General features: G+C 65.7%; 14 protein-coding genes. 13 read left to right on the forward strand and 1 reads right to left on the reverse strand.

Going from position 1 to position 12,878, the window contains the following annotated elements; genetic code table 11:
* Window positions 1-117 precede the first annotated feature (117 nt).
* The 12 genes from C8D78_RS05905 (at window position 118) to C8D78_RS05960 (ending at window position 10,102) form a co-directional block, all read left to right on the forward strand.
* Window positions 118-894: a type II secretion system F family protein gene (locus tag C8D78_RS05905; protein ID WP_341867108.1), complete on the forward strand. Its 777-nt coding sequence runs from the start codon at window positions 118-120 to the stop codon at window positions 892-894.
* Window positions 895-911: 17 nt separating this feature from the next.
* Complete coding sequence (locus tag C8D78_RS05910; RefSeq protein ID WP_120951108.1) at window positions 912-1,793, forward strand: type II secretion system F family protein; 882 nt, start codon at window positions 912-914, stop codon at window positions 1,791-1,793.
* Between the two features lie 250 nt (window positions 1,794-2,043).
* Complete coding sequence (locus C8D78_RS05915) at window positions 2,044-2,274, forward strand: Flp family type IVb pilin (RefSeq protein ID WP_120951110.1); 231 nt, start codon at window positions 2,044-2,046, stop codon at window positions 2,272-2,274.
* A gap of 61 nt (window positions 2,275-2,335) precedes the next feature.
* Window positions 2,336-2,563, forward strand: coding sequence for a Flp family type IVb pilin (locus C8D78_RS05920; protein WP_120951112.1), 228 nt, complete (start codon window positions 2,336-2,338; stop codon window positions 2,561-2,563).
* 94 nt (window positions 2,564-2,657) lie between these two features.
* A complete protein-coding gene (locus tag C8D78_RS05925) occupies window positions 2,658-3,032 on the forward strand; it encodes a TadE family protein (RefSeq protein WP_120951114.1) in 375 nt (124 codons plus the stop codon).
* On the forward strand, window positions 3,020-4,057 hold the full coding sequence (locus C8D78_RS05930; protein ID WP_120951116.1) for a pilus assembly protein TadG-related protein: 1,038 nt from the start codon (window positions 3,020-3,022) through the stop codon (window positions 4,055-4,057). Before C8D78_RS05925 ends, C8D78_RS05930 begins: the two co-directional genes overlap by 13 nt.
* Before the next feature lie 46 nt (window positions 4,058-4,103).
* Window positions 4,104-4,880, forward strand: coding sequence for a Flp pilus assembly protein CpaB (gene cpaB / locus C8D78_RS05935; protein WP_167467862.1), 777 nt, complete (start codon window positions 4,104-4,106; stop codon window positions 4,878-4,880).
* Window positions 4,877-6,073: a CpaE/TadZ family protein gene (locus tag C8D78_RS05940; protein WP_120951118.1), complete on the forward strand. Its 1,197-nt coding sequence runs from the start codon at window positions 4,877-4,879 to the stop codon at window positions 6,071-6,073. Before cpaB ends, C8D78_RS05940 begins: the two co-directional genes overlap by 4 nt.
* The gene (locus C8D78_RS05945; protein WP_120951120.1) at window positions 6,074-7,573 is read left to right on the forward strand and encodes a TadA family conjugal transfer-associated ATPase; all 1,500 of its coding nucleotides are present in this window, start codon (window positions 6,074-6,076) and stop codon (window positions 7,571-7,573) included.
* Between the two features lie 7 nt (window positions 7,574-7,580).
* On the forward strand, window positions 7,581-8,516 hold the full coding sequence (locus tag C8D78_RS05950) for a type II secretion system F family protein (protein WP_120951122.1): 936 nt from the start codon (window positions 7,581-7,583) through the stop codon (window positions 8,514-8,516).
* Between the two features lie 7 nt (window positions 8,517-8,523).
* Window positions 8,524-9,408: a type II secretion system F family protein gene (locus C8D78_RS05955; protein ID WP_120951124.1), complete on the forward strand. Its 885-nt coding sequence runs from the start codon at window positions 8,524-8,526 to the stop codon at window positions 9,406-9,408.
* Between the two features lie 217 nt (window positions 9,409-9,625).
* A complete protein-coding gene (locus C8D78_RS05960) occupies window positions 9,626-10,102 on the forward strand; it encodes an Hpt domain-containing protein (RefSeq protein ID WP_244208272.1) in 477 nt (158 codons plus the stop codon).
* A gap of 98 nt (window positions 10,103-10,200) precedes the next feature.
* Here C8D78_RS05960 and C8D78_RS05965 read toward each other — a convergent pair whose 3' ends face one another.
* A complete protein-coding gene (locus tag C8D78_RS05965; protein ID WP_120951126.1) occupies window positions 10,201-10,968 on the reverse strand; it encodes a response regulator transcription factor in 768 nt (255 codons plus the stop codon).
* 208 nt (window positions 10,969-11,176) lie between these two features.
* On the opposite strand from C8D78_RS05965, the gene C8D78_RS05970 reads away from it, so the two are divergent.
* Window positions 11,177-12,853 carry a sensor histidine kinase gene (locus tag C8D78_RS05970; protein WP_341867109.1) on the forward strand — a complete coding sequence of 559 codons (1,677 nt, stop codon included), beginning with the start codon at window positions 11,177-11,179 and terminating at the stop codon, window positions 12,851-12,853.
* Window positions 12,854-12,878 lie beyond the last annotated feature (25 nt).

The raw sequence follows: 12,878 nt of genomic DNA on the forward strand, positions 1-12,878 counted from the left end.
GCACTTGCCATCATGGTCTCCGTCGTTTTCAAAGCCCGGTCTGTGCCCCTGTCCCGGCGCCGTCCGGAGGAGGCGGCGGTCCATTCGTCCAACTTGACGAGGCTGACAGATCATGCGGTGCACACACTGAACCAGGGCCTCCGCACCCGCGGTTCCGGACTGCTGAGCCGCGAAAAGCTCGACAGCGCCGGGCTGAAGAAGCAACCTGGTGACTACTTGGTCATGGCCGGCGCCCTCACGTTCGTGGCAGTAGTCCTCGGATTCCTTCTGGCGGGCCCCTTCCTCTCCGTTCTGATGCTGCTCGTGGCACCGGTCGGCCTCCTTCTGTTCCTCAATCTCTTGGTCTCACGGCGACGCAAGAAGTTCGACGAGCAGGTGGCGGATTCACTGCAAATGCTCGCCGGCGGCCTGCGAGCAGGGCACAGTCTGCTCCGCTCGGTGGATGCTGCCGCGGAGGAGAATGAGGCCCCAATGAAAGAGGAACTCAACCGCGTGGTGAACGAGACCCGGATCGGCCGGGACCTCGGTGAGTCGCTCGGGGAAGTGGCCCGGCGTACGAACAACGAGGACTTCGCCTCAATAACCCGGGCCATCGAGATCCACCGGGAAGTCGGCGGAGACCTCGCCCACGTCCTGGACAATGTCAGCGAGACCATCCGTGACCGCACTCAGCTCCGGGGCCAGGTCAGGGCGCTCAGCGCCGAAGGGCGGATTTCCGCCTTGGTCCTGATGGCGCTCCCGGTGCTGATGTTCATCGGGCTGACACTTTTCAACCCGCTTTATTCAAAGGTATTTCTGACCACTTTTCCAGGCTTCCTGATGATCCTAGCTGCCGTTGTCCTGCTGTCCGTTGGCGGTTTCTGGCTGAGCCGACTCATCAAGCCGAAGTTCTGAGAGGAAGGGAGAGAACTGTGCAAACTATTGCCTACGCAGCAATCCTGGCGGTCATCGCCCCGCTCTCGATTATGACCTGGCTTGCCTTCACCGGCGACCGGGCCGGGTTGCGAAATATCCAGTCGAATCTCGGGCTGGGACCGCAGGCTGCCGGATCCGTGCTGTCCGCCACGGGTGAATTCGCAGCCTTCAGCCGAAGGATCACCCCGAAAGGCTATGCGGCGTGGCTGGACAAACATCTCGCCGGTGCCGGTCGGCCCAAGGATTGGCCGCTGGGGCGAGTCATCATGGTCAAGCCTCTGTTGGCCCTCGCTGGCGCGGTCATGGGGATCTTTCTCGTGGCCGGAAGTCCAACGGCTATCAACGTTGTCTTAATGGTGGGCATCACGGCGCTTGCCTACTTTGTCCCCGACATCCTGCTCCGGAATCATGCCCAAAAGCGACGCGAGGCCATCAAACTCGAGCTGCCGGACACGCTGGACCAGATGCTCATCTCGGTCCAGGCCGGGCTTGGCTTCGAAACTGCCATGGCGAGAGCAGGACAAAACGGCAAGGGTCCGCTCGCCGAGGAACTGATCAGGACGCTGCAGGACATTCAAGTCGGCCGCTCCCGGAAAGACGCCTATCTGGCCATGGCCCAGCGCGTGGACGTTCCGGACCTGCGGTCCTTCGTCAGGGCCGTGGTCCAGGCCGACGCCTATGGCATCGCTATTGCAAACGTGCTCAACTCGCAGGCGAAGGACATGCGGATCAAGAGGCGCCAGCGGGCTGAAGAGCACGCCATGAAGATGCCGGTCAAGATGCTCTTCCCGCTTATCTTCTCGATCCTCCCGACGCTGTTCATTGTGGTCCTTGGACCGACGGTGATGAGCATCATGAGCGTTTTCGCCAACAAGTAACCCGACCGCCCGTCTTCGGGCAGCCCCAAGACCGGACCCCCTTGGACCCAGAGCCGAGGGGGTCCTCCTGTGCGTCCGGGCAAAGAGGCGCGCCCGGCGCAGGATGGGCGCAAGGAATGTACAGGAAACCTGCAGTTTGGGAAGCCTTAGCACAGGATGCGTCAAAGGCGAATCATCGGCGTGTCGCCGGTTGCTAAGTTCCTCTCAGTGCTGGTGCAGGGCCAGCCGCCCAACTCGCTCAGGAGTCCCAATGCGTTCCTTCCTCTCCGCTTTCGCAACCCGTCTTCGCCGCGACCAGCGCGGCGCCACCGCCGTCGAATACGGCATCATGGTTTCCCTCATCGCCGTAGTAATCATCATTGCGGTCACGGCCCTCGGCGGAACGTTGAAGGACACGTTCACGCAGGTCCAGTGCAGCGTCATGGGCGGTGCTCACGTTTACACAGCGGGCGCCGCGGCCGGCGGCGGCAAGTGCAGCTAGCTCCCGCCACATCACTTCAAATCCGCTAATGGCCAGCCGAATACCTCGCTGGGAGGCATCCATGCGTTCATTCCTTCGTAATATCATTTCCCCTCTTTGCCGCGACCAGCGCGGCGCGACCGCCGTTGAATACGGCATCATGGTCTCGCTGATAGCCGTGGTGATCATCATCGCGGTCACTGCCCTCGGTGGCACTTTGCATGACACGTTTGTCCAGATCCAGTGCTCCGTGTCGCATGGGACGTTCGCTGCAGGCGGCGGCGCCGGACAGGCCTCCTGCGCGCCGTAATCCCCCTGGCCTCGAAACATCATGTGTGGTGGCGGCTCTGAGTCGCCGCCACACGGCCAAATCCGGCAAGCCACAGGCAGAAAGGCGGCCCCCTATGTCCACGACAAAAGAACGGGGGTCCGTGGCCGTGGAGTTCGCGCTCCTGGCTCCGGTACTCGTCATGCTGCTGCTGGGCATCATGGAATTCGGCCGTGCCTATAACGTCCAGATTTCCCTGTCCAGCGCCGCCAGGGAAGGCGTGCGCGTGATGGCAATAGGAAACGACAGCACGGCCGCGCGCACCGCGGCCAAGAATGCGGCTACGGCTCTGAAGCCTGCATTGACGGACGCCAATATCACCGTCAGTCCCGCCACGTGTACCACCGGAGCGCAAGTGACCTTCACCATCACCTACACCCTCGCCACCATGACAGGGATTGCCGGCCCATTCCCCATGCAAGGCAAAGGAGTCATGGTATGCGGCGGCTAGGCAGGGGAACCGCTGAGGGACACGGCGAGCGCGGCGCCATCAGCGTCCTCGTCGCCATCCTCATGGTGGTCCTCTTGGGCTTTGGCGCACTCGCGGTCGACACCGGTGTCCTCTATGCAGAACGGACCCAGTTGCGTAACGGAGCCGACGCTGCGGCGTTAGCCGTCGCGCAGAAGTGTGCCAAGGATGTCAATGACCCCGACTGTTCCAGCACCTCCACCCTTGCCGCGGGCCTTGCGAACAGCAATGCAGGCGACGGACTGAGCAACGTGAAGTCCTTGTCGCTGGACAAGACCGCCCGCACCGTCACAGTCACTGCCGGCGCCCAGGAGGCGGGCAAGCAAGCCAACAACGTTTCGCTGTTTTTTGCCCGAGTATTTGGCCTCAACAGCACCGAAGTCACGGCCCCTTCGACGGTCCAATGGGGCAGCCCCGTTGCCGGCACAACGGCATTCCCCCTAACCTTCTCAATCTGCCAGGTCAGGGGACACGTCGACGGCACCCTGCAATTGCTTCAGGGCCACGGCAGCGGCGCGAACCCGAGCTGCAATTACGGTCCGTCCGGGGCTGCGGTCGAAGGCGGCTTCGGCTGGCTCCCCAACGATCCCGGTATCTGTGGGGGGCTGATAAACCTGGCGGTCAGCGAAGGCGGAAGCGATCCCGGCAACAGCGCCCCCGCCGCCTGCGACGCAACGCTTCAGCGCTGGGCCGCCGATATCACCGCCGGCCGCGACGTCGTTGTCTTGCTGCCGGTCTTCAACAAGGTGTCCGGCACCGGAGCCGGCGCCACGTACGGACTGATCTCGTTTGCGGCCTTCAAGGTGGCCGGCTGGAGTTTCAGCGGCAACAACAGCCTCCCCGACTCGTTCCACAACAAGTCGCCCGATGTCAGTTCCTCGGTTGCCTGTGATGGCAACTGCAGGGGAATCATCGGGAGCTTCATCCAGTACGTGTCGCTGGCGAACGGCTTCACACTGGGGCCCGTAGACGCCAACGGAGCCACGATCGTCAAACTCACGCAATAGCACCCGCCGTCGCAATACCAACCACTCACCAGTTCAGGAGCAGTTTTTGAAGTCACGCTTATTGGCAGGAATCGCGGCCCTGGTGCTGGCCGTCGTCGGAGCCATCCTGGTGGTCAGCTACGCGCAGGGAGCCGACAGCCGGGCCGTCCAGGGGCTAGCGCCCATGACCGTTCTGGTGGTTAACAAGGCGGTGCCCGCCGGCACCTCGGTCGCGGCCCTGAAAGAATTCGTCACCAGCGAGGAACTTCCCGGGAAAGCTGTCACGAAGTCGGCGCTCCAGAACTTGGACGGGCTGGCCGGCAAAGTCACCGCCGTCGACCTCCTGCCTGGAGAGCAGCTCGTAGCCGAGCGGCTGGTCGCACCGGAGGCGCTCAAGACCAGTGGATCTGTGGAAGTCCCCAAGGGATTGCAGGAGGTCTCCTTCCAACTCGAGCCCCAGAGGGTGGTCGGCGGTCGCATCGCGGCGGGCGACCACGTCGGCGTGTTCATTAACCTGAAGGACGGCGGCATCGAGGGCAAGCCTGAAAAGCAGACAACCCAGCTGACCGTGCACAAGGCCCTGGTGACGGCGGTGCAGCGCGCTCCCGTCACCACCCCCACACCGCAGCCCTCGGCGACCGGCTCCGCCGCACCCGCTGAGGACACGGCCCTGCCCGTCGGCTCCATGATCGTGACCGTCGCCGTCAACGATGTGGACGCCACGAAGATTGTCTACGCCTCGAACTTCACGGACGTTGCGAGCGTCTGGTTGAGCAGGGAGCCACTTGACGCGACGGACAGTGGCCGGCCCGGAATCATCACCCGACCGGAGGTCTACAAGTGAGTCGCTTTGTACTGATTTCCCCCAACACCGATTTCGATGCCCGCGTCCGCCAGGCCTTGGCCGGCGGGCTCCCGGGCGGCCTGCAGACGTTCGCGTTCGTCAACCCCGCGAACCCGGCGGAGCTCTTCGCGAACCTCAACCAGGAACGCCCCGAAGTCCTGATCCTGGGGCCCGATGTCCCCGTTGAGGATGCCCTGCGCCTGGCGACGGTGTTCGACGTCCAGATTCCCGAGCTCAGCGTCATCCTGGTCGGCGAGGCAGATCCGAGCTTCATTCTGCTGGCCATGCGCGCCGGCATCCGGGACATCCTCAGCCCGGCGGCGGACCCGGCGCAGATCCGGGTGCTGCTGGAACGCGCCTGCCAGTCGTTCGCCAGCCGTAACCGCACGTCCACCTCCACGCTGAAAAGCCCCGACACCCCCAAAGGACTCGTGATCGGGGTCTTCTCCCCTAAGGGCGGGGTCGGCAAGACCACCATCGCCACCAACATCGCAATCGGGCTGGGCAAGGTGGCGCCGATGGGCGTGGTGATCGTGGACCTGGACCTGCAGTTCGGCGATGTGGCCTCAGGCCTGTATCTGAACCCCGAGCACACCGTCACCGATGCTGTCTCGTCCTCGGCCAGCCAGGATTCCCTCGTGCTGAAAGCCTTCCTTACCGTGCACCCCGGGAACATCTACGCACTGTGCGCGCCCCGGACGCCCGAAGAGGCTGACGACATCACCCCACGGCAGATCACCCGGCTGCTCGAACAACTTGCCGAACAGTTCCAGTACGTCGTCGTCGACACCGCTCCCGGGCTTCCGGAGGTCGGACTGGCAGCACTCGAACAATGCACCGACGCTGTCTGGGTGACCGCCATGGACGTGCCCAGTATCCGCGGGCTGCGCTCCGGACTGGAAATCCTCCGCCGGCTGGACCTGCTCCCCGAAACGCGGCACGTGGTCCTGAATATGGCCGACACCAAGTCCGGGCTGAGCGTGCAAGACGTCGAAGCCACCATTGGGGCCCCGGTGGACGTCAGCATCCCCCGGTCCCAGGCCGTCGCGTTTTCGACCAACCGGGGCATCCCGGTGCTTCAGGACGGACGCAAGGATCCAGCCGTCAAGGGACTGCAACAGCTCGTCAAACGCTTCGATCCGGCGTGGCGCGCCACCGCCCAGAAGAAACTGCACCGGCGGGTGGTGGTCTAGATGAAACTTTCCGAGCGGCTCCGCTCCGTCGAGGGAACGGCCGCCGATGCCCCGCAGGCCGTGTCACTGCCGGTCGTGTCTCCTGCGGGAGGCGGTGAGACGACGACGACGGCAGCACCGCCCGCCGTCGTCGTCCTGGCGAAAAGCAGCCCGACGCCGCTGCCTGGTTTCAGCGAGCCTTACGAATCACGCGCCCGCGGCCAGCAGCCCGTCGACGCCTTCGCGGCCCTCAAGCAGCGGGCCGCCACGGCATTGTTCGAGCGCTTGGGATCCCGGTTCAACGATTCCGCGACCAAGGAAGAGGACCTGCGCAGCTCGGCGCGGGAGGAGCTGACGCGCATCATCGACGCCGAACAGGTCCCGTTGTCCGCCGAGGAGCGTTCCCGGCTGGTCCGCGATGTGGCCGATGATGTCCTGGGCTACGGTCCGCTGCAGCGTCTCCTGGACGATCCTGCCGTCACAGAAATCATGGTCAACCGGATGGACCAGATCTACGTGGAACGGCACGGCAAGCTGACCCTGACGGAGTCGCGCTTCAGCTCCGAGGACCACCTCCGCAAGGTGATTGAACGCATCGTGTCCAAGGTGGGGCGGCGGATCGACGAGTCCTCGCCCCTCGTGGACGCCCGGCTCGAGGACGGTTCCCGCGTCAACGCCGTCATCCCGCCGCTCGCCGTCGGGGGCTCGTCGCTGACCATCCGAAAATTCAGCAAGGTGCCGCTGACCGTGCGGAACCTCATCGAGTTCGGCACGCTGACACCCGAAATGGCCGAACTGCTCAACGCCTGCGTGCGGGCCAAGCTCAACATCATCGTCTCCGGCGGCACAGGCACCGGCAAGACCACGCTCCTGAACGTCCTGTCCTCCTTCCTACCCAACGACGAGAGGATCGTGACCATCGAGGACGCCGTCGAGCTCCAGATCCAGCAGGAACACGTGGTGCGGCTGGAAAGCCGGCCGCCGAACACCGAGGGCAAAGGCGCGGTCACCATCCGCGAACTGCTGCGGAATTCCCTGCGCATGCGGCCGGACCGGATCGTGGTGGGCGAGGTCCGTGGCGGCGAATCGCTGGACATGCTCCAGGCCATGAACACCGGCCACGACGGCTCACTCTCCACCGTCCACTCCAACTCGCCCCGGGATGCCGTGGCCCGGCTGGAGACCCTGGTCCTCATGGCCGGCATGGACCTGCCGCTGCGTGCCATCCGCGAACAGATCGCCTCGGCCGTCAACCTGATCATCCAGATTTCCCGCCTGCGTGACGGAACACGGCGGATCACCCATGTGACGGAAGTCCAAGGCATGGAGGGGGACATCGTCACGCTCCAGGACGCCTTCGTGTTCGACTACTCCGCAGGGGTTGACGCCCACGGCCGGTTCCTGGGCAAACCGGTCCCTACCGGGATCCGCCCCCGCTTCATCGACCGCTTCGAAGACCTCGGCATCCATGTCTCCCCCGGCGTGTTCGCCGCGCCGCTGGCGCCGGCAGGAAGGGCGTGATCTGTCCATGACTGTGTTGACCATCGGCGTCGGCCTGCTGTTCTGCGCCGTGCTGGCCCTGGGGATCTTACTGATAGCTCCGGGCGGGGCCAGCGTCCCGCTGGACCGGCGCAGGCCCGTCCAGGGCCAGCCCGAATCGCAGCTGACACGGTTCGCGGGCTCAGCCGTGAACCTGGTGGACGGCTTCTTCTCACGCCGCAAAGTCCGGCTCTTCAACCGCGAGGTCCTGGAACAGGCCGGCCTGCGCCTGAGCCAGGCGGACTTTTACGTCCTGCTGCTGGCCGGGGCAGTTGCGGGGGCAATCGCCGGAATCGTCGTCGCGGGGCCGCTGCTGGCACTCCTGCTGGTGGCCCTGGCGCCGGTTGCGGGGAACCTGGTGATCGGGCTCCTGACCGGCAAGCGCCGCAACAAGTTCGACCAGCAGCTCGGCGACACCCTTCAGCTGCTCTCCGGCGGCCTCCGGGCCGGACACAGCATTCTGCGGGCCATTGACGCCGCGGCGTCCGAATCGCAAAGCCCGACGTCGGAGGAGATGCGCCGCGTGGTCACCGAGACCAGCCTCGGCCGGGACCTCCTGGCCTCCCTCAGCGACACCGCGGACCGGATGCGGAACGAGGACTTCGTCTGGATCGCCCAGGCCATCCAGATCAACCGCGAGGTGGGCGGCAACCTTGCCGAAGTCCTGGACCAGGTCAATGAGACCATCCGCGAGCGCAGCGAAATCAAGGGACACATCAAATCCCTCGCGGCCGAAGGCAAATTCTCCGCCTACATCCTCATGGCCATGCCGATCGGGATCGTGGCGATGCTGATGCTGGTCAACCCCGACTACATGAACGTCATGTTCACCCACCCGCTGGGTTGGGGCATGATCGCCGCGTCCGTGATCCTTATGACCATTGGCGGTCTGTGGATGCGCAAGATCATCGACCTGAAGTTCTGAGGCCGCCATGGCACCTTCTGTACTCCTGGCCATGCTGTTGGTGGCGATTCCGATCGGCTACCTCGTCTGGTCGCTGCTGTCCGTAGACCGGAAGGCACAGCGGGCCACGCGGGAGATGCTGGCGCTGGGCACGGACCCCGCCGAGCTGACACAACAGGCGCGCAGCAGCCTGCTGGAACGGGCCGGCTACCGGCTGACGCCCGCAGCCTACGTCCGCAAACTGGACAGGCTGCTGTCCCTCGCCGGGCGCCCCGCATCGCTGCCGCTGGGACGCGTGCTCGCGGCCAAGCCGCTGCTTGGCCTACTTGGCGCGCTGCTGGGCTTCTACATCAGCGCCAACGGCCCGACGCCGATCCTCAAGCTCGTGGGGATCTTTGTGCTCCTGCTAGGCTACTTCATCCCCGACCTCATGCTCTACAGCAAGGGCCAGGAACGGCAGAAACTCATGCAGCTGGAGCTGGCCAATACGCTGGACCAGATGCTCATCTCCGTGGAAGCGGGACTGGGCTTCGAAGGTGCCATGGCCCGGGCCGGGGAGAACGGCAAGGGCCCGCTGGCAGAGGAACTGATCCGGACCCTGCAGGACATGCAGGTGGGCCGCAGCCGGCGGGAGTCCTACGTGGCGCTGGCGGAACGGACCAACATCCCGGAACTGCGCAGCTTCGTCCAGGCCGTTGTGCAGGCCGACACCTACGGCATTGCCATCGGCCGGGTGCTCCGGATCCAGGCCAAGGTGATGCGCGTCAAGCGGCGCCAACGGGCCGAGGAAAAGGCCATGAAGCTGCCGGTGACCATCTTGTTCCCCCTGCTGTTCTTCATCTTCCCGGTGCTCTTCATCGCCATCCTGGGACCGGCCGTCATCAACGCCATCGACACCTTCAGCGGCCAGTAGCAGCCTCCCCGACGGCGGTTCTCTTCTGGGGTTCTCTGTGGGGGTTCTCTTCGGGGGTTCGTTCCTGCCGCGCGTTCCGGCCGGAGTCGAGGCGATAGGCCCGGTATTGGTCCCGGCAATACTCGCCGTGATTGGTTCGCCTGCGGAAAGCCTCAAGGTTTCCGCAGGATAGGCCGGGCTGCACAGCATCGGCCGTGTCAGCAAGTAGCGTGGTCACATGTCCCTCCCCAGCGCGTGCCCCGATGACGGAAATGCCAGCATTGGCCTCGCTTCTACGGCGCCCGTCGGGCTGCCGGCGCAGGCAGCCGCTGCGACCGCGGCGCTGGCATCGTGCGCCGCTGCACCGCTGGTGGACCCCGCGGCGCTCCAGGACCTGGGTGCCCAGCTGGACAGCCCGGCCGTGGCGAAAGGATTCGCCCGGGACTACACAAAGATGTGGGACCAGCGCTACCGTTCGCTGGCCTCGGCCCTGGAGCGGGGAGACCTTGCCGGCTCGATGGACGCGGTGCTGAGCCTCAAGACGTCCTCGGCCATGGTCGGCGGCCTGCGTCTGGCCCAGCTCGCCGGCGAACTCGAGGACGCCATCAGGGCCGGCGACATAGACCGCGCCCTGTCACTCCTGTGCGACGTTGCCGAACGCGGCGGCGAAACCGTTGACGAGCTGCAGTACAGCTACGTCCTGTGGGAAAGCTAGTCGCACCGGACCCGTTGGCACCGCCAAGCGAGCCGGGCGCTGCGCGCGAGCCGCGCGAAACAAGCGAGCCCGGCGCTGCACGCCGGCCAGGCGCGGTGCTACCGTTCCGGTGCCAGCCGGTAACCCACGCCGCGGACGGTCTGCAACCAGCGCGGCTGCACCGGGTCCTCGCCGAGTTTCCGCCGCAGGTTGCCGATGTGCACCTCCACGGCGCGTTCATCGGATTCGCTGATGTAGGCGTCCGCACGGTAGTAGTCCCCCCGCACCACCCGGACCAGTTCGACCTTGGAGCGAACGGCGCCGGCGCCCTTGAGGAGCGCCTGCAGGAGATCAAACTCGCTGCGCGTCAGGCTGACGGCCGCACCGTCGACGGTTACGGAGCGGGTCTCCGGATTCAGCTCAAGCCCGCGGTGGCGCAGCACCGGGCTCTGGAAGGCGACCGTCCCTGGAACAGGCTCGGGAGCCGTCACGGGTGCCAGCGCAGCCTGGATGTCCTGGCGGGGACGGCGCATCATGGCGCCCACCCGGGCGCGCAGCTCACGGGGCCGGAACGGCTTGGCCAGGAAGTCATCAGCGCCGGTGTGAAAGGCCGTGAGCGTGTCGAGTTCGTCGGTGCGGGCCGTCAGCATGACCACGTACGCATCGCTGAACTGCCGGATCCGGCGCAGCACCTCGAAACCGTCGATGTCAGGGAGCCCCACATCCAGGGTGACCACGCTCGCCTCCAGCTCGCGCACGACGTCCACCCCTTCCCTCCCGCCGGCGGCCGAATGAACCTCGAAGCCTGCCTGGCTCAATACAGCTTCGACAAGGTTCCGAACATCTTCGTCGTCTTCTACAACGACGGCGACTCCCAGGTCGGTCATGGCCCCCCTCATGTGGCACGCTACGCTGCCGGTCGCGAATGCGGCGGCAACAATGAACTCTCCGGCCCCCACCGGCATTGCCAGAATACCCATCGCAGGGGGCAAAATCCCGGCGGCTCAGTAATAGAAATCGCAAAACTTCGATTTGTGTCAAGTTTGCGTGACACCGGGTGTAAAACTGGAGCAACGAGAAAGGGGCGGGGCGTCTTTGGCTAGACAGCGGCTGATCCGGTATGCGGATCGATACGTCAAGGCTTTGGGGCCGCGCGCGCGGGTCCTCATCTGCCAGTTGCCGCTGGCCCTCTTCATGGCCGGAGTCCTGCTCGCTGCCCCGGCCGCCTGGCCGGCCCTTCTGGACAGTCCGTTCTGCCGGTACGCACTCGGACTGCAGGCCGCCCTCCTGGCGGCATGTGTCCTGGTCCCCTGGCAGCGCTTCGGGCCCCTTGCTCCGCTGGCGATTCCCGTCGTGGACCTGGTCGCTATCGCGCTCCTCCGGGACGGCAGCTCGGCCGGCCTGCCGGATCCCGGCGTGCTCTCCGTTCTTCCCGTGGTGTGGATTTCCGCGTCCACGTTGTCCACTGCCGGAAGTCTTTCGCTCAGCTTCGCCGTTCCCCTGCTGGCCGCCCTGCCCTGGCTCCTCACGGACCCGGCGCCCCCTGCGGCCCGCGCCGGCGAGGCCGTGCTGGTCCCGCTGATGATGTTCGCCGTCTCGCTGGCCATGCGCTTCGCCCGGGCCCGCCTGCGGCATGAGCAGTGGCGGATCGAGTCCAAGGAAGCGGAGCTGCAGGTACTGCTCGAGGGAAGCAGGGAACGCGAACGGCTCCTGAACACCATTCTTGACACTGTCGACGTCGGGATCGTTGCGGTCGACGCCGGCGGCCGCCGGCTGCTGACCAACAGCTGGCAGACCCAACTGGAGGAATCCGCGGCCACCGCGCCCGGCGCTGCGGAAACGCCGAAGGAGGAAAGCCAGCTCCTGCTGACCGGACAGGACCGCACCACACCGCTGCCGCTGGAGCGCCGCCCCATCCGGCGGGCGCTGGGAGGAGAATCCTTTGCCGACTACCTCGTCTGCTTCGGCGAGGCCGCGGACAGCCGGGTCGTCTCGACCGGAGCCCGGCCGCTGAAGAACGACGCCGGCGACTTCCGCGGGGCCGTGGTGGTGTTCAACGAGGTCACCGGGCTGGTGGACGCCCTCGCCGCGAAGGACGAGGTCGTCTCCACGGTCTCGCATGAATTCCGCACGCCGCTGACGTCCATCATCGGCAACCTGGACCTGGTGCTTGCCGACACCGAGGGTCTGGACAGTCCGGCAGTGCGCCGCGTCGAAGTGGCGCAACGCAACGCTGAGCGGCTGCTGGCCCTGGTGTCGGACCTCCTCATGTCCGCCAGCTCAGCGGTCCATGTCCATCCCCGCCGCACCGACCTCGCCGGGCTGGTGGAGGCCAGCCTCGGCTCGGCCCAGGCTCACGCCCAGGCTTCCCGCGTCTGCCTCGCCATGGACGTCCCGGGCCCGCTCTGGGCGAACGTGGACCCGCTGCGGATCAGCCAGGCGCTGGACAACCTTGTTTCCAACGCGATCAAGTACTCCCCCGACGGCGGATCGGTGCGGATCTCAGCCAGCACGGGCGGCGGGCTGGTGCGCCTCCACGTCGAAGACACCGGCATGGGGATGACCGCCGCGGACGCCGCGCGGATTTTCACTCGCTTCTTCCGCAGTCCCGTGGTCCGCGACGGCTCGATTCCCGGAGCCGGCCTGGGACTGTCAATCACGAAGGCCATCGTGGAACGGCACGGCGGCACCATTTCCTGCTGCACGACTCCGGGCCACGGAAGCACCTTCACGGTGGAGCTTCCCGCCGACGGGCCTCCGGCCGCCTTCTAGGACGTCCCCCAACTGTGGCCCGAGG

Source organism: Arthrobacter oryzae (genome assembly GCF_003634095.1).
Classification (GTDB): domain Bacteria; phylum Actinomycetota; class Actinomycetes; order Actinomycetales; family Micrococcaceae; genus Arthrobacter; species Arthrobacter oryzae.